We start from the raw sequence: 23,516 nt of genomic DNA, 5'->3' as shown, positions 1-23,516 counted from the left end.
GTTATAACCCCAATTCCTGACGTTGCCGACGTAGGTGGTCGGGGATGTCTTTATAGACATCCTCAAAAATCGTTGCGGCGCTAGGCATATGTCCGCCCGCCAAGGTGCCAAAACGCTCGGCCTCTTTTTGTGCGCCAATGATTTCGGCTTCAAGTTCGGCGCTGACGGCCGCGTGCTCTTCTTCCGACCAGTTGCCAGTGGCAATCAGGTGCTGTTTGAGGCGGGCAATCGGGTCGCCCAAGGGGAAGTGGCTCCAGTCGTCGGCCGGACGGTACTTGGAAGGGTCGTCTGAAGTGGAGTGCGGGCCTGCGCGGTAAGTCACCCACTCAATCAGTGTGGGCCCAAGGTTACGTCGAGCGCGTTCTGCAGCCCAGACGGAGGCGGCGTATACGGCGACGAAATCGTTGCCATCAACTCGGAGTGAGGCGATCCCGCAGCCAACGCCACGCCCGGCGAAAGTGGTGGATTCACCCCCGGCAATCGCCTGAAAAGTCGAAATCGCCCATTGGTTATTCACCACGTTAAGAATGACCGGGGCGCGGTACACGTGGGCAAAGGTCAGGGCTGTGTGAAAGTCAGACTCGGCGGTGGCGCCATCGCCAATCCAAGCCGAGGCGATTTTGGTGTCGCCCTTAATAGCCGAGGCCATGCCCCAACCCACTGCTTGTACGAATTGAGTGGCGAGGTTGCCAGAAATGCTAAAAAAGCCGTAGTCCCGCACCGAATACATGATGGGCAACTGCCTACCTTTCAGGGGATCGCGCTCGTTGGAGAGTAGCTGGCAGATCAGATCAACCAGTGGTACATCACGGGCCATCAAAATGCTTTGCTGGCGGTAAGTCGGGAAGCACATGTCATCAAGATTGAGCGCCAAGGCTTGAGCGCTGCCAATGGCCTCTTCACCCAGACTCTGCATGTAGAACGACATTTTTTTCTGACGCTGAGCGACCACCATGCGGGTGTCAAAAATTCGCGTCTTTAACATGGCGCGCATACCCGCGCGCATCACCTCTGTTGAAACGCCTTCGGCCCACGGGCCGAGTGCTTGGCCTTGGTCATCGAGTACGCGGATCAAGCTTTTGGCCAAATCAGCCGTGTCGGCGGGATCTACGTCGATAGCGGGTTTTCGGACCTTGCCTGCATCGGTCAGGCGAAGGTAGCTGAAGTCGGTCTTGCAGCCTGGGCGGCCGGAAGGTTCGGGAACGTGCAGGCGCAGTGGTGCATATTTGGTCATGGCTTTCTCTACGCTCGATCTTGTCGTGTTTATTAGGCGCGGGAGCTAGTGTTGAGGTCGAGGTCTAACGGTTAAAAGTTAAATCTCGTCCTACAACAATCATATTCCTGACAGTGAAGAATATTTATCTGTAGTTCGTTGCGCTTTAGGTGCAATAAAGATAAGAATTCTGCATAAACATAAAAAACAGGTGTTTTTGTCTCATGCGTAAGCTAGATAGAACGGATATCGGGATTCTTAACAGCCTCCAGCAGAATGCACGCATCACCAATGCGGACCTTGCACGTTCGGTGAATTTGTCACCGACGCCTTGTTTTAACCGAGTTAAAGCCATGGAGGAGCGTGGGCTGATTCGTGAGCAAGTCACCTTGCTCGACGCCGATATGCTGGGCCTGCACGTTAATGTGTTTATTCATGTCAGCCTGGAAAAACAGGTCGAAGAAGCCTTGCAGCACTTTGAGGCGGCCATTTCTGATCGTCAGGAAGTTATGGAGTGCTACTTGATGGCTGGCGACCCGGATTACTTGATCCGGGTGCTGGTGCCGAGTATTCAAGCGCTTGAGCGCTTTATGATGGACTTTCTGACCAAAGTGCCCGGTGTGGCGAATATTCGTTCCAGCTTTGCCCTCAAGCAAGTGAGGTACAAAACTGCGCTGCCCTTGCCGCCGGGCGGGTTAGTGCTTGAAGAGTAATCCGTGTGGGAGTGAGCCTGTCTCGCAGTCTTTTGATGCTTAATTAATGACGTGAGAGAAACACTGAGATCTCATGGTTAACGCAAGGCCGCCGCCCGAAATGAGATTAGACGAGTATTATTGCCGCGTATTTCTCTCTCAAGGTACTTCGCGATGTCTGCCGTTTTCTTGAAAAAAATCCTTAATGCAACCGCTTTGGTAGCGTTGATGACCGGTGCCAGCGCTGCGTTCGCTCATGCGCACCTCGAACAAGCGACTCCGGCCGCCGATGGCAGCGCCAGCGACGTTAAGGCGTTGCGTTTGCAGTTCAGCGAAGGTGTTGAGCAAGCGTTCACTAAAGTTAAGGTCAGCCATGACGGCCACCCTGTAGCGTTGAGTAGTGTGGAAACTGAGGCGCAAAACAAAAAAGTACTGATTGTGACGCCCAAACAGCCATTGGCTGCAGGGCAGTACGAGGTGAAATGGAATGCGGTTTCAGTGGATACCCATAAAAGTAGCGGCCAATACCGTTTTACGGTGAGCAACTGATCTGATGTTCAGCGCCATGGTTGTTTGCCGGTTTGTGCATTTCAGTGCGGTGCTGCTGTTGTTTGGTGGCTGGCTTTTCAGGCCCTTGTTGCTGGGCACGCAGTCAGGCAAACGAGCTGGGCGCTACAGCGCATATCGCGGCTTGGCAGGGGTGGCGCTGGTCAGTGGCGGGGTGTGGTTGCTACTGACCACCTATTCAATGGCTGGCAGCTGGGCGGACGCGTTGGACCCCGCAACATTGAAACTGGTGCTGGGTAGCACTTTTTTTGGTCAGGTCTGGGCTGCGCATTTACTGTTAAACGTGTTGCTGTTGATCGCGCTCTACGCAACGACTCGTTATAGCGTTATTTGCGTTTTGACCTTATTGCTATTGGCCACCTTAGCGCCTGTTGGTCATGGCGCCATGCTTGATGGATGGCAGGGCCAGCTGTTGATCCTCAATCAGATGATCCACTTGCTGTGTGTGGGTGCTTGGGTAGGTGGACTGCCGGTGTTGTGGTGGCTGTTATCGCGCCCTGTTAGGCACGACGCTGACCTAATGCTGCGGCGCTTTAGTAACGTTGGCTTTGTGCTGGTGGCTGGGATCATTCTGACGGGGCTGATTAACACGCGAGTGCTGACAGGCGCATTCTGGCCGACACCGTTGTTTGAGGGCTTCGCGCTGATCTTGTTGATCAAAGTGTCAATCGTCTGCTTGATGCTGCTGTTGGCGTTGTTCAATCTGCTCATGAGCCGAGCTGGCCGTTTGACTGTTTTGCGCAGCAGTATCGCCCTTGAGTGGTTGTTGGGTTTGTCGGCTGTAGCGGCTGTTTCATTGCTCGGAACCCTGCCACCGCTCATAGTCAACTGAGAGGCATCTGTCTAAATCTTCATCTAGAGCGGTTTTGGCGTCCGGTATATTTACCTCTCTCGTAACAAAATAAGACATAGAGAGGGTTCTTCGTTGGATCTTTCAACTGCGCTATGGCTGGCTCACGACACCCAACTGATCGTGTGCTGCCTGCTGGCAATCGTCGCCATCATCGTTTTAATCAGTGTCTGTAAGCTCACGCCCTTTCTGTCGATTCTAATCGGTACATTTATCGCGGGGATCGGTGCCGGATTGTCCCCCGAAATCGTCGCCAAGGCTTTCAGCAAAGGGGCAGGCAGCATTTTGGGGGAGGCCGGTATCATCATTGCGCTGGGCGCGATGCTGGGTGCCTTGATGGCTGAATCTGGGGCGGCCGATCAAATTGCCTCAACCTTACTGCGCCATGCGCGTGGCCGTGCCTTGCCGTGGGTGATGGCGCTGGTGGCGATGGTGATTGGCTTGCCCTTGTTTTTCGAGGTTGGGCTAGTGCTGATGGTGCCGATTATTTTTGTGATTGCTCGCCAGTCGGGTCAGCCGCTGCTTAAAGTCGCTATCCCCGCGCTGGCCGGCATGACGGCATTACACGCTTTAATGCCGCCGCACCCCGGCCCATTAATCGCGGTTAGCGCTTTGCACGCGGATTTGGGGCTGACCATGTTGCTGGGGTTGTGCTTGGCGATTCCGGCAGTGATTCTGGCCGGGCCGCTGTACGGCATTTGGCTGTCTAAACGCATGCACGTAGCTGAGCCTACTGAATTGGGTGAGCTTTTTTCCGCCAAAGTTCCTACCCGCCGCAAACCGACGTTTGGGGTGTCGCTGTTGATAATTCTGTTGCCCGTGCTGCTGATGCTAGGTAGCACCCTGGCTAAAGTGGCAATGGCCCCAGACAGCGGATTGGCCACTACTTTAAAGTTTTTGGGTGAGCCGTTGATCGCACTGGGGCTGGCAGTGCTTGCGGCGGTGATTTGCTTAGGCTGGTCGATTGGCATGGCCCGCGATCAAGTAGGCGGGGTGCTGCGCAAAAGCCTAGCGCCGATTGCCGTGTTGCTGCTAACCATTGGCGCCGGCGGTGGATTGAAAGAAACGTTATTGCAAGCCGGAATCAGCGACACCATCAGTAAAGTAGCCACCGGGGCACATGTGTCCTATGTGATGTTGGCTTGGCTGATTGCCGTGGCTTTGCGTCAGGCGACAGGCTCGGCAACAGTGGCAACTACCACCACTGCGGGCATTTTGGCGCCTTTGATCATCGGCCTTGAGGGCGTTCAAGGTTCGTTAGTGGCGCTGGCCATTGGGGCTGGGTCGGTGTTCTTTTGCCACGTCAACGACGCTGGCTTCTGGATGGTGCGCGAGTACTTCGGCTTGCAACTCAAACAGACGTTGATGGTGTGGTCTGTGCTGCAGACCATCGTTTCGTTGGTCGGGTTATTGGGCGCGTTGTTACTATGGAATTTGTTGGTTTAGCGAGAGGCATTGGCCTTGGCTCGCAATCTTTTGAGGGTTAAAAGATCGCGAGCACGTTCGATTCAAGAGGGCCGGGTGTCTTTAAATCAGCAGAAACACGGCCAGCAAGCCACCAAAGATCGCCCATTTTTCTAAGTAGTAGCGCGTACGGTTGCGTTTTTTGAGCTCTTTTCCACGCAAACGAATCTTATATAGTCGAGTAAAGGCTTTATTTAGGCCGCCGGTTTTATCGTTGGCATCGTTCGGTGAACTGGCTGCCGCCATAACGTTACGGCTGAACCAATGATTAAAGGCCGCCGCCCAGCGGTATTGCATGGGGCGCTCAACGTCGCAGAACAGGATGATGCGGTTTTTGTCGGTGGTGTTTTCGGCGTAGTGGATAAAGGTTTCATCGAATATCACGGCCTCACCGTCATGCCAGGCGTAGTCCTGGCCATCAACGTTGATGTAGCAGCCCGGATCATTCGGCGTGTCTAAGCCCAAGTGATAACGCAACGACCCTGCATAAGGATCGCGGTGGCGAACCAGTTTTGAGCCGGGCGGTAACTCGGCAAACATCGCCGCCTTGATGGTACCGATGCTATTAAGCAGTTGCGTGGTGCGCGGGCACAGTTCCACCGCGGAAGGGTGGTTGTCGCCGTACCACTTGAGATAAAAGCGTTTCCAGCCACTCTTAAAGAAAGAGTTGAAACCCACGTCGTTCGGTTGTTCAGAGCGTTTAATCTCACCCGCTTGCATGAGGTTTCGCGCTTCTTCGCGGATTTCTTGCCAGTGATCTTGCAGTACCTGCAACTGAGGGAAGTCAGCTTGTTTCATGTAAGGCTGGCTAGGTACTTTTGAAAAAAGATACAAAAAGCAATTGATCGGCGCCAAGAAACTGGAGTGGTCGCTCAGTTGGCGGCCTAACCTATGGCGAATCTTGCCCCGCAGGTGGACGTAGGCGATGGAAAAAACATAAACAGCAATAATGATGAGTTTCAAAAGTATCGTCACACAGTAAGAGAAACTCCCCGATCTGCACGCAATTTGCCCGACATCCTGTTGGAGTAGCCGGGTGCTGATCTAGCAAGGGGGAGCCAAAGTGTAAGGTTAAAACAGCTGCCTGCGCATTTTCCAGCTTTTGCCGACAGATATGTGTCTGTTTTCCTACAGTCTTTAGTCGAGCTGCACGTTTGGGGGAGCTTTACGCTTAACCGTTGGCGTTTTGGATAAAACGCTCGATCTCTTCGGCGTTTGGTGAGGTCGCTGGCCCCCAGCGCGTCACGGCGATAGCCGCAGCCGCATTAGCGCGTGTCGCGGCATTAGACGCGCTCTGGCCTAAACTCAGCGCTGCAATCATGACCCCGGTATGAGCATCCCCTGCGCCATTACTGTCAACGGCGTTGACCTTGAATCCGCCAACTAACCGAGCACCCTGAGCATCGCTGATCCAACAGCCTAGTGGGCCGTCACGTACCACCACCAAGCAGTCGGTGGGCAAGCGCGACCTTAGGCCGAGTAGGGCATCTGACATCGTTGTGCAGGAAGTGAAACTCTGCGCCTCGCTACGATTGCAGGTCCACAGGTGCAGGCGCGGCAGTAGAGCCTTAATCAAGACAGGATCAATGGTGTGTCCAAGCGGCCCCGGATCGAATGTAATGTGTGCCTTTTTCGGGAGGGCCTGCAGCCAATTGAGTAAGGACTCTGCCTTGCCCGGTTGCAACAGGCTGTAACCACTGAGGTACACGTAGTCGTCGGGCTCGACCTGAACCGCTGCGAGGTCTTCAGTGGACAGAACCCCTTCGGCGCCGATGTAAGAAATAAACGTGCGCTCGGCGTTGGCCTCCGTCAGTGCGACGCAGAGCCCGGTGTCCTTATACGGGTCAATCGGCTGGATGATCTCAATTCCAGCGTCCTGCATGGCCAAGCGTGCAATGTCGCCGAACTGGCCTTGCCCATGTCGCCCCACGTAAAGGGTCTGTAGGCCGTTACGCTGTGCGGCCGCCATGACATTGAATCCGCCACCGGCGTGAAAGGAGGCGCTTTTGGCCAGCGCATCTGCGCCCGAGCCGGGTAGGGCGTCTATGCGCATGACCAAGTCGATGATGACTTGGCCCGTGTGCAGCAATCTAGACATGGGTAGACCCCGAGATGCCTGGCCGACGGTCTTTTGCACCGCCCAGCAGGGCATATAAGCCACCGGCTACGACGAAGGTCACAACCCAGCCAAGACCGTTATGACCCAACCAAGAATCTGCCAGCGGTCCAACGAACCAAGTGGTGTCTGAACTGCCGACTTGGGTAAAGCAAAAACCCAGAACCAGCGCCAGCGCCCAGCAACCTAGTGCCCGCCACTCAATACCGCCTGTGTACCAGTAGCAGCTGCTGCGGCTGATGTTCATTAGATCGGTGGGGCTGTAATAGTGGCGATGTATCAAGTCGACGACAAAGATGGCGACCCACGCGGTTATCGGAATGGCCGTCAGAGAAATGAAGGTGATGAACGGGGCGTAAAAGCTATCGGCATACAGCATGAAGTAAGTCGAGCCTGCAAATATCGCGACAATGTCGACAACGACAGCCTGTACCCGCTTTATGTTGATCCCAAGCGTTAATGTCGTAAGCCCTGCCGAGTAAACGGACAGGTGATTGGACAGCAGCAAGCCGCCAAACGCGCTCAGCAGGTAGGGCACGGCCATCCAAGCGGGCAACATGTTGCGTATGGCGGCGATGGGGTCGGTGGCCGAAGCAAGGTCGTGGTTACCCACTGACAGTAAGCCGCCCAAGGTTATTAGCAGCACCAATGGAATGCCTGCGCCGCACGCTGCAGATGCCACCAACTGCTTGGCGCTTACGCTGCGGTGCTGATAGCGCGACATATCAGCACCGGCATTGGCCCAACCAATACCGGTGCCAGCAGCCATAATCCCGATACCGATAATCACCGCACTGAGCGGCGCCGATTGAACATTGAACACGAGCTGCCAGTCGATGGTGGCGCAGAGAAAACCAGCTACCAGTAAATTAAGCGCTCCAAACACATAAGTTGCCCACTTTTGAATGAGCAGTAATGTGGCATGGCCTAGGCCCGAAACCGATAAGGTTAGGAGGGTAAAAATAGCGATAAAAAGCAGAGTGAGCAGCGGCGCGTGTTTCGCTTCGGTGGGTGAGCCGAACACAATGGCGGACAACGCCAACAGCACAAAAGCTGCGGTTGTAGTGTTGACGGTTTCCCAGCCTAAGCGAGACATCAAAGAAACCAGCGTAGGTCCAATATTGCCGCGCACGCCGAAAACGGCACGGGACAATGTAAGGCTGGGGGCACGGCCTCTACGCCCAGCGATAGAGATGATGCCGACCACGGCGAATGAGCCTGCGGCACCGATTAGGGCAACAATAATGACTTGCCAAATAGCCAGTTGATGAAACGCCACTAATGTGGCACCGAGCGGTAAGCCGAGAATGCTGATGTTGGCTGCAAACCACACCCAGAACAGCTGTAATGGATTACCACGGCATTCGTTTTCGGGAACGGGTTCGATGCCACGGGTTTCCAGTTGCCCGGCGCTATGTCCGGTATTGGGGGTGCTCATTAGGGGGCTCCTGATGCTGTAAGTACAACCGTTAGGACACAATCACTCGCTGCACTTTGTGGGCACTGGTCGCAGGGCGATCCTTCGCGGTTTTTATGCGTTACGCAGCTTCAGTAACTGTTCAACCATGGGTTCTAGTTGCAGGTTATTCACGCCTCTGACTTGCTGAATCAATGCCTGTGGCCACTGCTCCAGCCCTGTGCACGCTCCCAGCATTGCGCCGAGAATACCGGCAATGGTGTCGGTGTCACCGCCAATGCTGGCTGCGATGCACAAAGCGTTGAAACTACTGAGGTTACCGCTGGCAACCCGTTGCGCAAGGGCAAAGGCGGCGACAACGGATTCCTGTGACGCAACCGAAGTGCCTATTACGTCGTACAACAAATCACCGAGGTTGTCTGGGTTGCACTCATGGCTGGCATGTCTCGCCCAGCGAATACGCGGGCCTATTCGGCCACCTGCAACCCAATGGCCATGATGTTCGGCGATGTAGGCCATTTCAGTGCCTGCATTCAGCGCATGTTCAAGTTTCTTGCCGTTAATACCACTTGAAATCACTGCAGCTACGGCTGCTGCGCTGGCGATACCCAAACTGGTGTTGTGAGTGACTTGGCAAGCTTGCACCACGGCCTTGATGAACTGATCGGGCTGGTTGATATCGGCGGCTATACCAACTGGCGTAATGCGCATCGCCGCGCCATTGGTAGTGCCATAGCGACCAGACTCTTCGGGGCTGTGGCCTGCAAGAATCATGTCGACAGCTCGCTTCGTGGAAGGCCCTAGAAGATCTTGCGAACCCTTAGCCTGCATCTGCGCCTCCCAGGCGATAAGGCGTTGTGCAAGGTCGGTAGGCGTGATGCTGCCATTGCTGTCTATTAGCAACTGGGCAACAAGGATGGCTTGCTCGGTGTCGTCAGTAATTGAGCCCTTGGGCATATTGGGGGCGATCGGTTGGTCGGCGGGGGCGTCTAAGAGCTCAGTGATTTGACCAAAGCGGATGATTATTTGTGCTCGGCTAAATGACTGGGTTGGCATGCCCAAAGCATCACCCAGTGCCAGGCCATAGAATGCGCCAAGCGCACGATCATTCGACTTCATGAGGAGCCCCAAATGAGTGGTGCATGCGAAAGTGTGTGGGGTCTAGCCAGCTTTCGACATGCTCCATCAACCGTCCGTGTCGGTCAAAGGTAGTGCGTAATGTTTTGAGAAAAACCGTCCCTACTGGACGCCCGAGCAAGTAGGCATCGTCTTCATTTAATGGCTCTGCCCCTAACCATTGGTCGCCGTGATCGCCAATGAAGCCGTAGGCGGCCAAGGTGATGGTGAGTGAGTCATCAATCATGCCGACCCCAGGTAACCCCTCAAGCCCACCGATAGCGGGAATAAATGAGCGCTCCAGCGATATTGCCGTGCCGTCACTGCGGCGGCGACGCCGGGCAAGCATGATGAACTGGCTCATGCCGAACTGAAGGGTTAAGTCCGGCCGTTCAATGGCTTGAAGTGCAAGCTGCTCGGTATGAATGCGTGCACCAGTACTGGCTAAGGCCTGGGCCCAGCCGTGCTTCTGGTCGAGAGGTATGCCGTCAAATGTCACAACCGAGCCTCCAGCAGTGCATCGGGCGATGTATTTGCGCCGCTCCAGCTCCATCAACGCTTTGTGCAATGTGCCGCGACTGACACCCAGTTCTAGGGCGAGTTGTTGTTCACCCGGCAAGACATAACCGTCTTCCATGAGCCCGCTTTCGATCTGGCGGACGAGCTCATTGACAACCTGTTGTTTTTTGGAGAATCGAGCTTGTTTTATCATGCTGAGAGTAATAGCTCAGGCAATACAGTTCGGCAATAAATTAGTTCCATCTATTGTTCGGATGGCTGGCAGTTTTAGGGGGCAGGTATCTTGAGCCTGAGAGTCGGATTTCTGTCACGCCATGACGCGGCCCTAATTAAGGGTTTAGCGCAGATTTAAGCCCAGTATCGACAGTAGGTCCTCTGGAAAAATAATAGCCTTCGTGTGCTGTAGCGCATCGCGCGACCACCAGCGGTGTTGGCTCATGACTTGGCGTTCTTGATCCGTCCAGCCAGCGTCGGTAATTTGTTCGTTTTTGACGCGGACTAAAAAAAATCGCTCATCGGCCACCACCCATTCGCCGTCTGGCAATTGCATCTCAAACGATCGTTGCGCTAGCTCTGAGCCTACATCGTCAACTACTACCCCGACCTCCTCATAAAGCTCACGAATGGCGGCCTGTTCGAAAGTTTCCCCCGGCTCTAGCCCGCCGCCTGGTGTGGCCCAATATTCCTGACCTTTAAGTGCGCCAGTCTTATGGGTAAAACGGAATAGGAGCACGCGATGTTCAGGGCTTATGACGAGTAATCGAGACGAAGGGCGTTGGCGCATCATTGTTCTCACTGGGGCCTTCACGGGAAGTAGGAGGGTGTAGATTATGCTAGCAGGCTCAAGGGAGACGGCGTCGTGTGGTATGACTGTTGACAGATATGACGGTGTCTAATGACGTGACCCCCACGCCTTCTGTCTACAACACGGCATGCCCAGCAATAGGTGAAGGGCATGCAGTGGCGTTTGTCTAGCTGCAAGCCTTGAGGTTGACCTGGCCTACGAACTCGTTACCACGGCCCATTACACAGGCGACGGCCTGGTTGCGTTGGCGCTCCCAAGTTTGGACCGGATAAGTCTTGTTCCAAGCTTCGTACAACTGACGATCTTGCTTGGAAAGACGCAAGTTGTAATGTTTGCTCATGTAGAAATAAGTACGCGCGATCATGCCGCGTATGGATGGGCGGGGCATGACCTTTTTGGCTTTGAAATCGACTTGCGTTAAGCAAGACCCGTATTGACCGGGCTGAGCGGGCAACCAACCAAAACTGAAATTGTTCCGGTCCCCGTTCACCTCGCCAATGCTAGGCACCAGATTATGCAAATCCGCTTCTGCCACTTTATAAACGGGATCATGACGTGTGCAGTTTTTTCGTCCGCCGTTCTGCCAGCATTGGCGTTGGTGGCCAATTTGCCAGGCAGGGACAATGTGCTCCCATTCAATGCGCGCCGCACGGTTGGCATTTTTGCGTGGAATGTAGCCGCAGCCTTTGAGGTCAACGCGGTTACCCGTGTATTTGCAGCCACAATAAAATTCTGTGGATTGCGGTGCATAAAGTTTCCAAGCGACTTTTTTAGCTTCGTTAAATGTTTGCGGGGCTGCGGCTTGTACGCTTATAGCAGTAAAAAAGAGGCTGGCAGAAACCAGTAAACGAACCCTCATTGACTCAGTCTTCCTCTTGTACGGTCCAGAAAACATTGACGCCGCCGCAATCGCGATGAGCGATGGTGACGTTATCGTTTTCGGAGATTTCTTCCAGCAAGCGTTCCCAGAACTCCGGGTTGTCACCTGCTTGCCGTTCAAGCACCGCCATTCTGTCTTTTTGGGCTTTAGGCGAGCTGATGATTTTTTGGATGCGCATACCGAAAACTTCGTACGGAGTTGGTGGGGTAGGCTCTTTCGCTGCTTTTTTAGCCATGATGCAGTCCTTGGTTAGCTGTATGCGCATACAGTATTTAACTGCGAGAGATTTGGCAACTATTGGATATCTCACGCTGCGGGGATCGGACTGCTTTTTTTCGATTAAGTGCAAAAACAAGGGGGGGATAACGTCAATAAACCACTCATTCGGGCAAATGAGTGGTGGAGTGCCAAACGCCGGGCGGCGTTTGGCGCGCAAGTTTTAGTATTCCCAGAACATCCGTTGCAGCTCTTTGCTGTCTTGGGTTTTGGTCAGGCCGACCATGGCCAGGATGCGGGCTTTTTGTGGGTTGAGGTCGTGCGCGACAATCCAATCGTTTTTGTCGTCAGGTTGCTCTGCGTTGCGCAGTACGAACCCGCCGTTGTTTACGTGGGAAGAACGAATGATCTGCACGCCATCTTTGCGCAGTTCTTGCAGGGCTGGAACAACGCGAGACGATACCGAGCCGTTGCCTGTACCAACGTGAATGATGGCTTTGGCGCCGTCTTTTGCCAGTGCTTTATAAGCGGTGTCGTCAACGTTGCCATAGGAGTAGGCGATGCCGACGTTTGGTAGAGATTTGATGTCTTTGATGTCGAATTCAGAGTCCATGGTGTGACGCTTGGCTGGCAAGCGGAACCAGTAGGAGTTGCCTTCAACAACCATGCCCAGTGGGCCCCAAGGGCTTTTGAAAGCTTCGGTTTTGATGTTCATCATTTTGCTGACATCACGACCCGATTGGATTTCATCGTTCATGGTCACCAGTACCCCTTTGCCACGAGCGTCTTTGCTACCGGCAACGGCTACAGCGTTGTACAGGTTGAGCATGCCATCAGCTGACATTGCAGTACCTGGGCGCATAGAACCGACCACGATGATGGGCTTATCGGTTTTTTCGACCAAGTTGAGGAAGTAAGCGGTTTCTTCTAGGGTGTCGGTGCCGTGGGTGATAACAATCCCATCTACATCCTTGCTGTCAGCCAATTCGGCGACGCGGCGCCCTAATTGCAGCAAGTTGTCATTAGTAATGCTTTCAGACGCAATTTGCATGACCTGTTCGCCACGCACATTTGCCAACTGGCTCAGCTCTGGAACGCCGGCGATCAGTTGGTCAATGCCTACTTTAGCGGCGGTGTAAGTGGCGCTGTTGGCAGCGCTAGCGCCCGCGCCTGCGATGGTGCCACCTGTAGCGAGAATAACGACATTAGGTTTAGCAGCTGCTTCGGCCTTAGGAGCAGCTTCTTGTGCTTGCACCGTGGGGAGGGTCAGGAGAATAGCCAAAGCGCCAGGAATAATAGTTTTCAATACTGCTGTTTTCATTGTTTTTTCTCTTATTAGTGAGCGCGCAGAATGGCGCAGCGCATGGCGTTTAAGAAGCCTGTGCTGATCGTGTACCAGCACACTCCATGCCAGCGCGGGTAACAATTTGTATTTGTTTTAAATTATTGTTTTGTAAGGAGAAATTTTATTTTTTTTCGAATTTTTTTAAGGCGGGGACGGGTTTCCGAACGTTGGAAGTGTTTTTTGTTCGGGGATTCGACTATTTCGTTGTTTGCCAAACTTTGTGGCGGTGCCCAATCTGAAGCAGCTCCAAACGCGCTGCTGTGAGGGTACTTTGCGCAGTGATTGTCTATCACCACCAAAAAGTGTAATGGCAATTATTGCCGGATGGGTGCGCACAAGAAGGTAATCGCTCAGAGCTAAGGCTTACCTTGGAGGATGACCTGTGACGCGAGGCTATGTTCAGGCTTATTTGAGCAGGTCAGCAGGTTTGTACTTTTCGAAAATCTGGCTAACGAAGGCTTTTGCAGCCTCTGTGCCGAGCTCTTTGACTAAAAGATCAATGCCGATGATAGCCAGTTCTTCTGGGCTGCCAGGGCTGTAGGAGCATTGACCTTGAACCCATTTGGCTTTGATGTCTGCAACGATGGAAACTGTTGTCATGGGTATCTCGTGAGGAGGGGCGAAAACGCGATTTTAGCAAAATGTCATCTTAAGGCGATCAAGAGAGTGAAATTATTCACGTCATTACGCGCCGCAGTGTACTGCTGCTGCGTGACACACTTGTACTTTTCGCAAAGGAGGTCGCATGCAAATTGATTTGGGCTGCCCCGATAGTTTTACTCTAGCTGCGGTGCGTCAATTATTGGCTTCGGCCAGTGATGATGTGCACACCCAATTGCGGGTGACGAAAGCGGGTATCGCGTACATTTCGTCAGGTGTAATCGGTGGGGTCGATATTGATGGGGTGCTTTTCAGGCTTGAGACGTGGGCGGCAGGTTCTGGGTATGTCGGAAAAATAGCGGCCAGCGATGAAGTGTGGGTGATGCAGGTTTTCAATGCTTTGAAAGAAAACTGGCCTAATCCACCTTATGACTATATTGATGTCTATTAATGGCTTGTACATATTTCGTCACGATTAGATATGGGGCAGCCTCAATCTGGTCGGGCAGAATCTGAAGCCCTTAGGTCTGAGCTGATATTGCTTTCAGGCCACATGCAACCTCTGTGCGAAAAAGCTGTCGCAAAGGTTCCGACTATTAATCTTAAGGAGGCTTCATGTCTTGGAAGCTAGCGTCATTGGGTTCATTGTTGGCGGTTGTAGCGCTGTCAGGATGCAGCAATACGCAAGAAATTGTGAACGAGCCAACAGCTCAGGCTGTGCCAACTCGTTGTGATGCCAAAGCTGCCGACTTTGTGATTGGCCAGAAAGCCTCTTCCAGTCTGTTGGAGCAAGCCCGCGTTAAGGCTGGCGCACAGACTGCGCGAATCTTGTCTCCGCACGACATGATTACCCTTGAGTATCGTTCTGATCGACTAAATCTCAATGCCGATGATAATGCGGTCATCACGCGTGTTAACTGTGGTTAACAACTTTTAGCAAATGTGCACGCATAAAAAACCCCGTCACGTGGACGGGGTTTTTTTGTTCGCGGGAGACTTACTCCGGACGAACTTGTGCAGCTTGCATACCCTTTTGGCCTTTCTCAGCCACGAAGGAAACAGTTTGGCCTTCTTTCAGGCTTTTGAAACCGTCGCTTTCGATAGCTTTGAAGTGTACGAACAGGTCGTCACCGCCACCTTGAGGAGTGATGAAGCCGAAGCCTTTTTCATCGTTGAACCATTTTACGGTGCCGGTTTGGCGATTAGACATGGTGTATCTCCAAGAAACTTATATTTTCAGTAGTACTGTGTTGCTCAGGCCAACTGGGCACACTTGGCTATCATAGTCGAAATGTGCGGTTTGGAACCCCCCCTGAGCCGTAGTTTGCAGCATTGTTAGCTTTTGTCTGAGGTTTAAAAAGGCGTTGGGCCCCGTTTTATGGGGCTTTCAGGGCAAAAACGGTCTTAAAAAAAAGCCGTTAATGAGCCATGTTTTTTAGCTCAAGAATGCATTTTGGCCGTTTTTGCCTTGTTTGGTTCTTCGTTAAACACTATTTCTTGGGTTGAGGACTTGCTTTGCATTGCGCAATTGCATTCAGAGCTTCCTGTTGGAGCTGAGGGTTCTTCGCGCCTTCGGGGCTCATCAATTCTTTGATTTGAGCCGTGGTGAAGTTCTTTTCAATTTTATCGGCGCCACATTCGCAGTGCGCCTTAGCTGCATCTTCACCGATGGTTTTTGCGGCTGCGGGCACACACTGGGCTGTGTATTGAGCTTTCAGATCTTTAGGCCAAGCTGCCTGAGCACTCAGTGGTAGCAACAGTGCCAGTGGTGCGGCGAGAGCTAATAGTTGAGTCATGCGCATGTGATTCTCCTTGTAATCGTTGAATCCGAAATGATGTCCCATTATCTGAGGCATTAATTAAGCTCAAGTTCATCCATTAGCAAAATCCGTGGGCTTATTGCGCGCAAAACGAGGAGGGGGGCGAGGTTCAAGCATCTGTGTTAGCATGCTCCGCTTGGCGGTTTTCTGTAATAGCGCTCTAGGAGTTGCTTGGCAGCGCCATACACTTTTGATTTGAATTCCAGTCACTCTGGTTCGGTTTACGGTTGGCCTTTAGGCTCCTGCCACTGTGAGGCAGGCATACCACCGAATCGCGTACTGGCTCATCCCAACCCACGTGACCTTTGGTAGGGGTCACCACTAGGAGAGGAGGCGCCATGCCAACTATTACTCTTCCCGATGGCAGTCAACGTTCATTCGATCACTCGGTCTCAGTTGCCGATGTGGCCGCTTCAATTGGCGCAGGTTTGGCTAAGGCCACTGTTGCTGGCAAGGTCAACGGCATGCTGGTTGATGCCTGTGATCTGATCGAGCATGACTCCACCTTGCAAATCATTACGCCCAAGGATGAAGAGGGGCTGGAGATTATTCGTCACTCTTGTGCCCACTTGGTCGGTCACGCCGTTAAGCAGTTGTACCCGACCGCCAAAATGGTTATCGGTCCTGTTATTGACGAAGGTTTTTACTACGATATCGCTTATGAGCGTCCGTTTACTCCGGATGACATGGGTGCTATCGAACAGCGCATGCAACAGCTGATCGAAAAAGATTACGACGTCATCAAAAAAGTGACTCCGCGAGCTGAAGTAATCGAGCTGTTTGCTGAGCGCGGCGAAGATTACAAGCTGCGACTGATCGAAGACATGCCTGATGAGCAGGCCATGGGCTTGTACTTTCATGAAGAGTACGTAGACATGTGTCGCGGGCCTCATGTCCCGAATACTCGTTTTCTGAAATCATTCAAGTTGACCAAACTGTCAGGCGCTTATTGGCGCGGCGACGCCAAAAATGAGCAGTTGCAGCGTATATACGGCACTGCTTGGGCCGATAAAAAGCAGTTGGCAGCATACGTTCTGCGTATTGAAGAGGCGGAAAAGCGCGATCACCGTAAAATCGGTAAGCGCTTGGGGCTTTTTCATACTCAAGAAGAAGCTCCGGGCATGGTGTTTTGGCACCCAAATGGCTGGACGCTGTATCAAGTACTTGAGCAATACATGCGCAAAGTGCAGCGTGATAATGGTTATCTAGAGATCAAGACACCTCAGGTTGTGGATCGCAGTCTGTGGGAAAAGTCTGGTCACTGGGCTAACTACGCAGAAAACATGTTCACGACCGAGTCGGAAAATCGCGACTACGCCATTAAACCGATGAACTGCCCTTGCCACGTGCAAGTGTTCAATCAAGGTCTTAAAAGCTATCGTGAGCTGCCGATGCGTCTGGCTGAGTTCGGTGCTTGCCACCGTAACGAGCCGTCGGGTGCTTTGCACGGCATTATGCGCGTGCGTGCTTTTACTCAAGATGATGCTCATATTTTCTGCACAGAAGAGCAGATGCAGGCCGAGTCAGCGGCTTTCATCAAGCTGACTTTGGATGTGTATGCAGACTTCGGGTTTAAAGACATCGAGCTCAAGTTGTCGACCCGCCCTGAGAAGCGCGTAGGGTCTGACGAGTTGTGGGACCGTGCGGAAAGTGCGCTAGCTGCTGCGCTCGATAGTGCTGGTCTGGCTTATGACCTCCAGCCGGGTGAGGGCGCCTTTTACGGGCCGAAGATCGAGTTCTCGCTAAAAGATTGTCTCGGTCGTGTCTGGCAGTGTGGTACCTTACAGCTCGATTTTAACCTGCCGATCCGCCTTGGCGCTGAATATGTCTCCGAAGACAACAGCCGAAAGCACCCGGTTATGCTGCACCGTGCGATCCTAGGGTCGTTCGAACGTTTTGTCGGTATCTTAATCGAGCATTACGAAGGTGCGTTCCCTGCGTGGCTGGCGCCAACTCAGGCAGTGATCATGAATATCACTGATAAACAGGCAGATTTTGCCGCTGAAGTTGAAAAAACTCTCAATCAGAGCGGTTTTCGTGCCAAGTCTGACTTGAGAAATGAAAAGATCGGCTTTAAAATCCGCGAGCATACTTTGCTCAAGGTTCCTTATCTCTTGGTTATCGGAGATCGGGAAGTCGAGATGCAGACTGTCGCTGTGCGTACTCGTGAAGGTGCTGACCTGGGCTCGATGCCCGTCGCCCAGTTCGCTGAGTTCCTCGCGCAAGCGGTTTCCCGGCGTGGTCGCCCAGATTCGGAGTAATTATTATTAAGCGTGAAATGAGACAAGATAAACGAGCTGCACCGAAAGCCCCGATCAACGAGAATATCTCGGCACGCGAGGTTCGGTTAATTGGCGCTGACGGCGAGCAGATTGGCATCGTCTCGATTGATGAAGCGCTTCGTATCGCTGAAGAGTCCAAATTGGACCTGGTAGAAATCTCAGCGGACGCAGTCCCGCCTGTTTGCCGGGTGATGGACTACGGTAAGTCGATCTTCGAGAAGAAGAAGCAGGTTGCTGCAGCGAAGAAGAACCAGAAGCAGATTCAAGTAAAAGAAATCAAGTTTCGTCCAGGGACGGAGGAAGGGGATTACCAGGTAAAACTGCGCAACCTGGTACGTTTCCTGAGTGATGGGGACAGGGCCAAGGTGTCGTTAAGATTCCGCGGTCGTGAGATGGCCCACCAGGAGCTGGGTATGGAACTGTTGAAGCGGGTTGAAGCTGACCTAGTCGAATACGGGACCGTCGAACAGCATCCTAAGATGGAAGGACGCCAACTGATTATGGTCATCGCCCCGAAAAAGAAGAAGTAACCACCAGGGCACGGCAGGCCTTGCGGTTATGTTTATCAACTGAATGCGGAGTATCCGAACATGCCAAAGATGAAGACTAAAAGTGGTGCTGCTAAGCGGTTTCTGAAAACTGCAAACGGTATCAAGCACAAACACGCTTTCAAGAGCCACATCCTGACCAAAATGTCGACCAAGCGTAAGCGTCAACTGCGCGGTAGCAGCTTGCTGCATCCGTCTGACGTGGCAAAAGTCGAGCGCATGCTGCGCCTTCGTTAATTTTGGATCAAGAATAGAGGAAGTAACTCATGGCTCGTGTAAAGCGTGGCGTCATTGCCCGTAAACGTCACAAAAAAATTCTGAAACTTGCTAAAGGCTACTACGGTGCACGTTCGCGCGTATTCCGTGTTGCTAAGCAAGCGGTAATCAAGGCAGGCCAATACGCCTACCGTGACCGTCGTCAGAAAAAACGTCAGTTCCGCGCTCTGTGGATCGCTCGTATCAACGCTGGTGCTCGTATCAACGGTCTGTCTTACAGCCGTTTGATCGCTGGCCTGAAAAAAGCTTCCATCGAGATCGACCGTAAGGTTCTGTCTGATCTGGCAGTGAACGAAAAAGCGGCGTTTGCTGCGATTGTCGAGAAAGCTAAAGCCACCTTGGCTTAAGTACCCCCGACAGTTCTTGGGCTCACAGCTGTGAGCCCAAGCGCTAAACGTCTTAAATAGGGGAAGAGCCTTCAAGCTCTTCCCCTATTTTGTATCTGGAGTCTGTACATGGAAAACCTGGATGCGCTGGTCTCTCAAGCACTAGAGGCTGTGCAAAGCGCTGAAGATATCAATGCCCTGGAGCAAATCCGGGTTCAATACCTTGGCAAGAAAGGCGAGTTGACTCAGGTGATGAAGACCCTGGGAAATTTGCCAGCAGAAGAGCGTCCCCAGGTGGGCGCTTTGATCAACGTTGCCAAGGAGCGTGTCACAGAGGTTCTCAATACGCGTAAGGCACTGTTTGAAGAGGCCGAATTGGCTGCCAAACTGTCTGCCGAGTCTATTGATGTGACCCTGCCTGGACGTGGTCAGACCTCAGGCGGTCTGCATCCGGTGACCCGGACTCTGGAACGTATCGAACAGTTCTTCACTCATATCGGCTACGGCATTGCCGAAGGCCCAGAAGTCGAAGACGACTATCACAACTTTGAGGCGCTCAACATCCCAGGCCATCACCCGGCCCGTTCGATGCATGACACCTTCTATTTCAATGCGAACATGCTGCTGCGCACTCACACCTCCCCAGTACAGGTGCGCACCATGGAATCGCAGCAGCCGCCGATCCGCATCGTCTGCCCAGGCCGTGTGTACCGTAGCGACTCCGATATTACTCACTCGCCGATGTTCCACCAGGTTGAAGGCTTGCTGGTTGATCGCGATATCAACTTCGCCGACCTGAAAGGGACGATCGAAGAGTTCCTGCGGGTATTTTTCGAAAAAGAATTGGCCGTGCGCTTCCGCCCGTCGTACTTCCCGTTCACTGAGCCATCGGCTGAAGTGGATATGGAATGTGTGATGTGCAGCGGCAAGGGTTGCCGTGTCTGCAAACAGACCGGCTGGCTTGAAGTCATGGGTTGCGGCATGGTGCATCCAAACGTGTTGCGCATGTCTGGCATTGACCCAGAAGAATTCTCGGGTTTTGCATTCGGCATGGGCGTTGAGCGTCTGGCAATGCTGCGTTACGGCGTGAACGACTTGCGTCTGTTCTTCGATAACGACTTGCGGTTCCTCGCGCAATTTCGCTAGTCGTAACGAATTCTTAGGAGAGCAGAATGAAATTCAGTGAACAATGGCTGCGTGGTTGGGTTAGCCCGCAGGTAGATCGCGACGAGTTGGTTGCTCGTTTGTCGATGGCCGGCCTTGAGGTCGATAGCGTTACGCCGGCCGCTGGTGTATTCAAAGGTGTTGTCGTGGGTGAGGTGCTCAGCACTGAGCAGCACCCCGACGCCGATAAGTTGCGCGTGTGCCAAGTCAGCAATGGCGCTGAGACGTTTCAGGTTGTTTGCGGTGCACCAAACGTGCGCCCAGGCCTGAAAATTCCATTCGCCATGATCGGTGCCGAACTGCCGGGTGACTTCAAAATCAAGAAAGCCAAGCTGCGTGGCGTAGAGTCCAACGGCATGCTGTGCTCGCAAGCCGAGTTGCAGGTTGGCGAAGGCAATGATGGCTTGATGGAATTGCCAGCTGATGCCCCGGTTGGTGAAGACTTTCGCGTTTATCTGAATCTAGAAGACGCCAGTATTGAAGTCGATTTGACGCCTAACCGTGGCGATTGCTTATCTTTGGCAGGCTTGGCCCGTGAGGTTGGCGCGCTGTACGCTGTAGAAGTGACTCGTCCTGTGGTGGCCGCTGTTGCGGCGGTACACGATGAAGTTCGCTCGATTGAAGTGCTGGCTCCCTCTGCTTGCCCGCGCTATCTGGGTCGTGTCATCCGCAACGTCGATTTGTCTCGTCCTACGCCGTTATGGATGGTTGAGCGCCTGCGCCGCGCAGACGTTCGTAGCATCGACGCTGCTGTCGATATCACGAACTACGTGATGCTGGAGTTGGGTCAACCGTTGCACGCATTTGACCTCGCCGAGATCAATGGCGGTATTCGCGTGCGTTTGGCTGAAGAAGGCGAGAAGCTGGTATTGCTTGATGGTCAGGAAGTTTCTCTGCGAAGCGATACGTTGGTGATTGCTGACCACGCGCGCGCTTTAGCAATCGCTGGTGTTATGGGCGGCGAACATAGCGGCGTTTCTGCTACGACTCGCGATGTTTTCCTAGAAAGCGCATTCTTCGATCAGATTGCTGTTGCAGGCAAAGCCCGTTCTTACGGTTTGCATACCGATGCGTCGCATCGTTACGAACGTGGCGTAGATTGGAAACTGGCGCGCGAAGCCATGGAGCGTGCCACAGGTTTACTGCTTGACATCACTGGCGGTGAAGCAGGTCCAATCGTAGAGACCGTTAACGAGCAATACCTGCCGTCGATCGCACCGATTACTTTGCGCGCTGCACGTATCACTCAGATGCTGGGTCTGGAAATGGATCCGGTTGAAGTTGAGCGTCTGCTCAGCGATTTGGGCCTGACAATCTCTGCTGATGGGGCAGGGCAATGGCGAGTGGACGTACCAAGTCATCGTTTTGATATCAGCCTTGAGGTTGATCTAATCGAGGAGTTGGCTCGTCTTTATGGCTACAACCGTTTGCCGGTTCGTTACCCACAAGCGCGTCTTGCACCACAAGCAAAAGCTGAAGCTCGCAGCGAACTGCCTGAGTTGCGTCGTCTGTTGGTTGCTCGCGGTTATCAAGAAGCAATTACTTACAGTTTCATTGATCCTAAACAGTTTGCATTGTTCAGCCCAGGTGTTGAGCCGCTGCTGTTAGCCAATCCGATCTCCAATGACATGGCAGCTATGCGCGCCTCCCTGTGGCCGGGTTTGGTCAAGTCTTTGCAGCATAACCTCAACCGTCAACAAGATCGCGTTCGTCTTTTCGAGAGCGGTCTGCGTTTTGTTGGTCAACTGGAAGGGCTGAAGCAAGAGCCAATGCTCGCAGGCGTTGTTTGCGGGACTCGCTTGTCGGAAGGTTGGGCACAAGGTCGTGATATGGTCGACTTCTTTGATGTCAAGGCTGACGTTGAAGCAGTGCTGGGTTTTGCCGGTGCGTTGGACGCGTTCACCTTTGTAGCGGGTAGCCATCCTGCTCTGCACCCAGGCCAGACTGCTCGTATAGAGCGTGATGGGCGTGAAGTCGGGTACGTAGGTGCGATTCATCCTGAGCTCGCAAAAACGCTGGGTCTTGACCGTTCCGTGTTCCTTTTCGAACTAGTGCTGGCGGAAGTAGCTTCAGGTAAAATGCCGAAATTCCACGAGCTCTCCCGATTCCCCGAAGTACGTCGTGACTTGGCATTGTTGGCCGATCGTGACGTTGCAGCCAGCGATGTGCTGAATGTGATTCGTGAAAATGCAGGTGAATGGTTGACAGACCTCAAGCTATTTGACGTTTACCAGGGTAAAGGTATTGATCCGCATAGAAAAAGCCTTGCCGTTGGCTTGACCTGGCAGCATCCATCGCGCACTCTTAATGACGATGAGGTGAACACCACGACACAAAATATCCTCACCTCGCTCGAAAACAGGTTGAACGCCACGTTAAGGAAGTGACGTATGGGGGCTCTGACGAAAGCTGAAATGGCGGAACGTCTTTATGAAGAGCTGGGCCTGAATAAACGTGAAGCCAAAGAATTGGTTGAGCTGTTTTTCGAAGAAATCAGGCACGCTCTTGAAGACAATGAACAGGTCAAGTTGTCAGGTTTTGGCAACTTTGATTTGCGTGACAAGCGACAGCGGCCTGGCCGCAATCCGAAAACGGGAGAGGAAATCCCGATCACGGCTCGCCGTGTGGTCACCTTTCGTCCAGGGCAGAAGTTGAAAGCCCGAGTAGAGGCCTATGCTGGAACCAAGTCATAACGACGAGCTCCCGCCGATCCCAGGTAAACGCTACTTCGCCATTGGCGAAGTTAGCGAGCTCTGTGCGGTAAAGCCGCACGTGCTGCGCTATTGGGAGCAAGAGTTTCCTCAACTCAACCCCGTGAAGCGTCGCGGAAACCGCCGGTATTATCAGCGACAAGATGTGCTGATGATCCGGCAGATACGTGCTCTACTTTACGATCAAGGTTTCACTATCGGTGGTGCTCGCCTGAGACTTTCGGGTGATGAAGCCAAAGATGACACCACGCAATACAAACAACTGATCCGCCAAACGATCTCCGAGTTGGAGGATGTTTTGCTTGTGCTTCGCAAATAAACCAGCTTTTAAAATACTTCCGTATTTCAAAAGCTTAAGGTATATTTCTCGTCGTTCTAGCAAGACGCAACATAAATGTAACGCCTAGTCGGGGCGTAGCGCAGTCCGGTAGCGCACTAGCATGGGGTGCTAGGGGTCGAGTGTTCGAATCACTCCGTCCCGACCATATTCTGTAAGGGAATCAAGGGTTTAGACCTTTGATTCCCTTTCCCGTTTCTGCCTTGCGCAAAACTGGCGCAAAATGCGCGCCAAACTCACCGGTATTTTCCC

At 53.0% G+C, this 23,516-nt stretch carries 27 protein-coding genes and 1 tRNA gene; 15 read left to right on the top strand and 13 right to left on the bottom strand.

Translation table 11 applies throughout. The annotated features are described in order from the left end of the window. Position 1: 1 nt before the first annotated feature. Complete coding sequence (locus AQS70_RS06980) at positions 2–1,234, bottom strand: 3-methyl-2-oxobutanoate dehydrogenase (2-methylpropanoyl-transferring) subunit alpha (protein ID WP_055102152.1); 1,233 nt, start codon at positions 1,232–1,234, stop codon at positions 2–4. A gap of 203 nt (positions 1,235–1,437) precedes the next feature. Here AQS70_RS06980 and AQS70_RS06975 point away from each other — a divergent pair, with 203 nt between their 5' ends. The 4 genes from AQS70_RS06975 (at position 1,438) to AQS70_RS06960 (ending at position 4,768) form a co-directional block, all read left to right on the top strand. Further along, on the top strand, positions 1,438–1,926 hold the full coding sequence (locus tag AQS70_RS06975; protein ID WP_055102151.1) for an Lrp/AsnC family transcriptional regulator: 489 nt from the start codon (positions 1,438–1,440) through the stop codon (positions 1,924–1,926). Positions 1,927–2,079: 153 nt separating this feature from the next. Further along, positions 2,080–2,454 carry a copper homeostasis periplasmic binding protein CopC gene (gene copC / locus AQS70_RS06970; protein ID WP_055102150.1) on the top strand — a complete coding sequence of 125 codons (375 nt, stop codon included), beginning with the start codon at positions 2,080–2,082 and terminating at the stop codon, positions 2,452–2,454. 4 nt (positions 2,455–2,458) lie between these two features. Next, on the top strand, positions 2,459–3,304 hold the full coding sequence (gene copD / locus AQS70_RS06965) for a copper homeostasis membrane protein CopD (RefSeq protein WP_055102149.1): 846 nt from the start codon (positions 2,459–2,461) through the stop codon (positions 3,302–3,304). A 93-nt stretch (positions 3,305–3,397) separates the two neighbouring features. Further along, the gene (locus AQS70_RS06960) at positions 3,398–4,768 is read left to right on the top strand and encodes a GntT/GntP/DsdX family permease (protein ID WP_055102148.1); all 1,371 of its coding nucleotides are present in this window, start codon (positions 3,398–3,400) and stop codon (positions 4,766–4,768) included. Between the two features lie 81 nt (positions 4,769–4,849). Here AQS70_RS06960 and lpxO read toward each other — a convergent pair whose 3' ends face one another. From lpxO to AQS70_RS06910, 10 genes are all read right to left on the bottom strand, one after another. Beyond that, positions 4,850–5,749: a lipid A hydroxylase LpxO gene (gene lpxO, locus AQS70_RS06955; protein WP_055102147.1), complete on the bottom strand. Its 900-nt coding sequence runs from the start codon at positions 5,747–5,749 to the stop codon at positions 4,850–4,852. A gap of 208 nt (positions 5,750–5,957) precedes the next feature. Next, the gene (locus AQS70_RS06950; RefSeq protein WP_055102146.1) at positions 5,958–6,884 is read right to left on the bottom strand and encodes a PfkB family carbohydrate kinase; all 927 of its coding nucleotides are present in this window, start codon (positions 6,882–6,884) and stop codon (positions 5,958–5,960) included. Continuing rightward, positions 6,877–8,340 (bottom strand): purine-cytosine permease family protein, encoded by a 1,464-nt coding sequence (locus AQS70_RS06945; RefSeq protein ID WP_055102145.1) that lies wholly within the window; start codon positions 8,338–8,340, stop codon positions 6,877–6,879. The genes AQS70_RS06950 and AQS70_RS06945 overlap by 8 nt, the downstream gene beginning before the upstream one ends. Before the next feature lie 93 nt (positions 8,341–8,433). Then, positions 8,434–9,438 (bottom strand): ADP-ribosylglycohydrolase family protein, encoded by a 1,005-nt coding sequence (locus tag AQS70_RS06940; protein WP_055102144.1) that lies wholly within the window; start codon positions 9,436–9,438, stop codon positions 8,434–8,436. Further along, positions 9,425–10,147 carry a GntR family transcriptional regulator gene (locus tag AQS70_RS06935; protein WP_055102143.1) on the bottom strand — a complete coding sequence of 241 codons (723 nt, stop codon included), beginning with the start codon at positions 10,145–10,147 and terminating at the stop codon, positions 9,425–9,427. Before AQS70_RS06935 ends, AQS70_RS06940 begins: the two co-directional genes overlap by 14 nt. Positions 10,148–10,291: 144 nt before the next feature. Continuing rightward, entirely contained in the window at positions 10,292–10,738 is a 447-nt protein-coding gene (locus tag AQS70_RS06930) for an NUDIX hydrolase (RefSeq protein WP_055102142.1), read from the bottom strand. Between the two features lie 187 nt (positions 10,739–10,925). Next, positions 10,926–11,618 (bottom strand): endonuclease, encoded by a 693-nt coding sequence (locus AQS70_RS06925; protein WP_055102141.1) that lies wholly within the window; start codon positions 11,616–11,618, stop codon positions 10,926–10,928. Positions 11,619–11,622: 4 nt separating this feature from the next. Next, a complete protein-coding gene (locus tag AQS70_RS06920; protein ID WP_055102140.1) occupies positions 11,623–11,874 on the bottom strand; it encodes a DUF1654 domain-containing protein in 252 nt (83 codons plus the stop codon). 204 nt (positions 11,875–12,078) lie between these two features. Beyond that, positions 12,079–13,176 carry an asparaginase gene (locus tag AQS70_RS06915; RefSeq protein ID WP_055102139.1) on the bottom strand — a complete coding sequence of 366 codons (1,098 nt, stop codon included), beginning with the start codon at positions 13,174–13,176 and terminating at the stop codon, positions 12,079–12,081. Between the two features lie 429 nt (positions 13,177–13,605). Beyond that, positions 13,606–13,800 (bottom strand): hypothetical protein, encoded by a 195-nt coding sequence (locus AQS70_RS06910; RefSeq protein WP_055102138.1) that lies wholly within the window; start codon positions 13,798–13,800, stop codon positions 13,606–13,608. 145 nt (positions 13,801–13,945) lie between these two features. Here AQS70_RS06910 and AQS70_RS06905 point away from each other — a divergent pair, with 145 nt between their 5' ends. After that, positions 13,946–14,251: a hypothetical protein gene (locus tag AQS70_RS06905; RefSeq protein ID WP_055102137.1), complete on the top strand. Its 306-nt coding sequence runs from the start codon at positions 13,946–13,948 to the stop codon at positions 14,249–14,251. A gap of 164 nt (positions 14,252–14,415) precedes the next feature. Then, the gene (locus tag AQS70_RS06900) at positions 14,416–14,727 is read left to right on the top strand and encodes an I78 family peptidase inhibitor (protein ID WP_055102136.1); all 312 of its coding nucleotides are present in this window, start codon (positions 14,416–14,418) and stop codon (positions 14,725–14,727) included. Between the two features lie 70 nt (positions 14,728–14,797). Here the strand turns inward: AQS70_RS06900 and AQS70_RS06895 are convergent, their stop codons facing one another. Both AQS70_RS06895 and AQS70_RS06890 read right to left on the bottom strand, forming a co-directional pair. Beyond that, positions 14,798–15,010, bottom strand: a complete 213-nt coding sequence (locus AQS70_RS06895; RefSeq protein WP_003179963.1) for a cold-shock protein — start codon at positions 15,008–15,010, stop codon at positions 14,798–14,800. Between the two features lie 280 nt (positions 15,011–15,290). Further along, positions 15,291–15,602: a hypothetical protein gene (locus AQS70_RS06890; RefSeq protein WP_055102135.1), complete on the bottom strand. Its 312-nt coding sequence runs from the start codon at positions 15,600–15,602 to the stop codon at positions 15,291–15,293. Positions 15,603–15,958: 356 nt separating this feature from the next. On the opposite strand from AQS70_RS06890, the gene thrS reads away from it, so the two are divergent. From thrS to AQS70_RS06845, 9 genes are all read left to right on the top strand, one after another. Next, positions 15,959–17,881, top strand: a complete 1,923-nt coding sequence (gene thrS, locus AQS70_RS06885; RefSeq protein ID WP_055102134.1) for a threonine--tRNA ligase — start codon at positions 15,959–15,961, stop codon at positions 17,879–17,881. Next, entirely contained in the window at positions 17,881–18,432 is a 552-nt protein-coding gene (gene infC / locus AQS70_RS06880; protein ID WP_187331786.1) for a translation initiation factor IF-3, read from the top strand. Before thrS ends, infC begins: the two co-directional genes overlap by 1 nt. Positions 18,433–18,492: 60 nt before the next feature. Continuing rightward, positions 18,493–18,687: a 50S ribosomal protein L35 gene (rpmI, locus tag AQS70_RS06875; protein WP_002553160.1), complete on the top strand. Its 195-nt coding sequence runs from the start codon at positions 18,493–18,495 to the stop codon at positions 18,685–18,687. A gap of 29 nt (positions 18,688–18,716) precedes the next feature. Next, positions 18,717–19,073 (top strand): 50S ribosomal protein L20, encoded by a 357-nt coding sequence (gene rplT / locus AQS70_RS06870; RefSeq protein ID WP_048369333.1) that lies wholly within the window; start codon positions 18,717–18,719, stop codon positions 19,071–19,073. Positions 19,074–19,181: 108 nt separating this feature from the next. Next, entirely contained in the window at positions 19,182–20,198 is a 1,017-nt protein-coding gene (gene pheS / locus AQS70_RS06865; RefSeq protein WP_048369332.1) for a phenylalanine--tRNA ligase subunit alpha, read from the top strand. A 26-nt stretch (positions 20,199–20,224) separates the two neighbouring features. Continuing rightward, the gene (gene pheT, locus AQS70_RS06860) at positions 20,225–22,603 is read left to right on the top strand and encodes a phenylalanine--tRNA ligase subunit beta (protein ID WP_055102132.1); all 2,379 of its coding nucleotides are present in this window, start codon (positions 20,225–20,227) and stop codon (positions 22,601–22,603) included. A 3-nt stretch (positions 22,604–22,606) separates the two neighbouring features. Further along, entirely contained in the window at positions 22,607–22,909 is a 303-nt protein-coding gene (gene ihfA / locus AQS70_RS06855) for an integration host factor subunit alpha (RefSeq protein ID WP_002553164.1), read from the top strand. Further along, on the top strand, positions 22,890–23,246 hold the full coding sequence (locus AQS70_RS06850; protein WP_019829202.1) for a MerR family transcriptional regulator: 357 nt from the start codon (positions 22,890–22,892) through the stop codon (positions 23,244–23,246). The genes ihfA and AQS70_RS06850 overlap by 20 nt, the downstream gene beginning before the upstream one ends. Positions 23,247–23,335: 89 nt before the next feature. Next, positions 23,336–23,412, top strand: a tRNA-Pro gene (locus AQS70_RS06845). The last annotated feature ends 104 nt before the right edge of the window (positions 23,413–23,516 follow it).

The organism is Pseudomonas endophytica (genome assembly GCF_001411475.1).
GTDB classification, from domain to species: domain Bacteria; phylum Pseudomonadota; class Gammaproteobacteria; order Pseudomonadales; family Pseudomonadaceae; genus Aquipseudomonas; species Aquipseudomonas endophytica.
This window is presented reverse-complemented; position numbering and strand designations above follow the sequence as displayed.

Excerpts from the sequence above, each read along its gene's own strand:
- AQS70_RS06910 (WP_055102138.1), bottom strand. The coding sequence starts at position 13,800 with ATGACAACAGTTTCCATCGTTGCAGACATCAAAGCCAAATGGGTTCAA.
- thrS (WP_055102134.1), top strand. The coding sequence starts at position 15,959 with ATGCCAACTATTACTCTTCCCGATGGCAGTCAACGTTCATTCGATCAC.
- AQS70_RS06945 (WP_055102145.1), bottom strand. The coding sequence starts at position 8,340 with ATGAGCACCCCCAATACCGGACATAGCGCCGGGCAACTGGAAACCCGT.
- AQS70_RS06975 (WP_055102151.1), top strand. The coding sequence starts at position 1,438 with ATGCGTAAGCTAGATAGAACGGATATCGGGATTCTTAACAGCCTCCAG.
- AQS70_RS06915 (WP_055102139.1), bottom strand. The coding sequence starts at position 13,176 with ATGAAAACAGCAGTATTGAAAACTATTATTCCTGGCGCTTTGGCTATT.
- AQS70_RS06950 (WP_055102146.1), bottom strand. The coding sequence starts at position 6,884 with ATGTCTAGATTGCTGCACACGGGCCAAGTCATCATCGACTTGGTCATG.
- rplT (WP_048369333.1), top strand. The coding sequence starts at position 18,717 with ATGGCTCGTGTAAAGCGTGGCGTCATTGCCCGTAAACGTCACAAAAAA.
- AQS70_RS06890 (WP_055102135.1), bottom strand. The coding sequence starts at position 15,602 with ATGCGCATGACTCAACTATTAGCTCTCGCCGCACCACTGGCACTGTTG.
- AQS70_RS06935 (WP_055102143.1), bottom strand. The coding sequence starts at position 10,147 with ATGATAAAACAAGCTCGATTCTCCAAAAAACAACAGGTTGTCAATGAG.
- AQS70_RS06930 (WP_055102142.1), bottom strand. The coding sequence starts at position 10,738 with ATGCGCCAACGCCCTTCGTCTCGATTACTCGTCATAAGCCCTGAACAT.
- copC (WP_055102150.1), top strand. The coding sequence starts at position 2,080 with ATGTCTGCCGTTTTCTTGAAAAAAATCCTTAATGCAACCGCTTTGGTA.
- AQS70_RS06925 (WP_055102141.1), bottom strand. The coding sequence starts at position 11,618 with ATGAGGGTTCGTTTACTGGTTTCTGCCAGCCTCTTTTTTACTGCTATA.
- pheS (WP_048369332.1), top strand. The coding sequence starts at position 19,182 with ATGGAAAACCTGGATGCGCTGGTCTCTCAAGCACTAGAGGCTGTGCAA.
- pheT (WP_055102132.1), top strand. The coding sequence starts at position 20,225 with ATGAAATTCAGTGAACAATGGCTGCGTGGTTGGGTTAGCCCGCAGGTA.
- AQS70_RS06850 (WP_019829202.1), top strand. The coding sequence starts at position 22,890 with ATGCTGGAACCAAGTCATAACGACGAGCTCCCGCCGATCCCAGGTAAA.
- copD (WP_055102149.1), top strand. The coding sequence starts at position 2,459 with ATGTTCAGCGCCATGGTTGTTTGCCGGTTTGTGCATTTCAGTGCGGTG.
- AQS70_RS06980 (WP_055102152.1), bottom strand. The coding sequence starts at position 1,234 with ATGACCAAATATGCACCACTGCGCCTGCACGTTCCCGAACCTTCCGGC.
- AQS70_RS06905 (WP_055102137.1), top strand. The coding sequence starts at position 13,946 with ATGCAAATTGATTTGGGCTGCCCCGATAGTTTTACTCTAGCTGCGGTG.
- rpmI (WP_002553160.1), top strand. The coding sequence starts at position 18,493 with ATGCCAAAGATGAAGACTAAAAGTGGTGCTGCTAAGCGGTTTCTGAAA.
- AQS70_RS06920 (WP_055102140.1), bottom strand. The coding sequence starts at position 11,874 with ATGGCTAAAAAAGCAGCGAAAGAGCCTACCCCACCAACTCCGTACGAA.
- AQS70_RS06895 (WP_003179963.1), bottom strand. The coding sequence starts at position 15,010 with ATGTCTAATCGCCAAACCGGCACCGTAAAATGGTTCAACGATGAAAAA.
- AQS70_RS06900 (WP_055102136.1), top strand. The coding sequence starts at position 14,416 with ATGTCTTGGAAGCTAGCGTCATTGGGTTCATTGTTGGCGGTTGTAGCG.
- ihfA (WP_002553164.1), top strand. The coding sequence starts at position 22,607 with ATGGGGGCTCTGACGAAAGCTGAAATGGCGGAACGTCTTTATGAAGAG.
- AQS70_RS06940 (WP_055102144.1), bottom strand. The coding sequence starts at position 9,438 with ATGAAGTCGAATGATCGTGCGCTTGGCGCATTCTATGGCCTGGCACTG.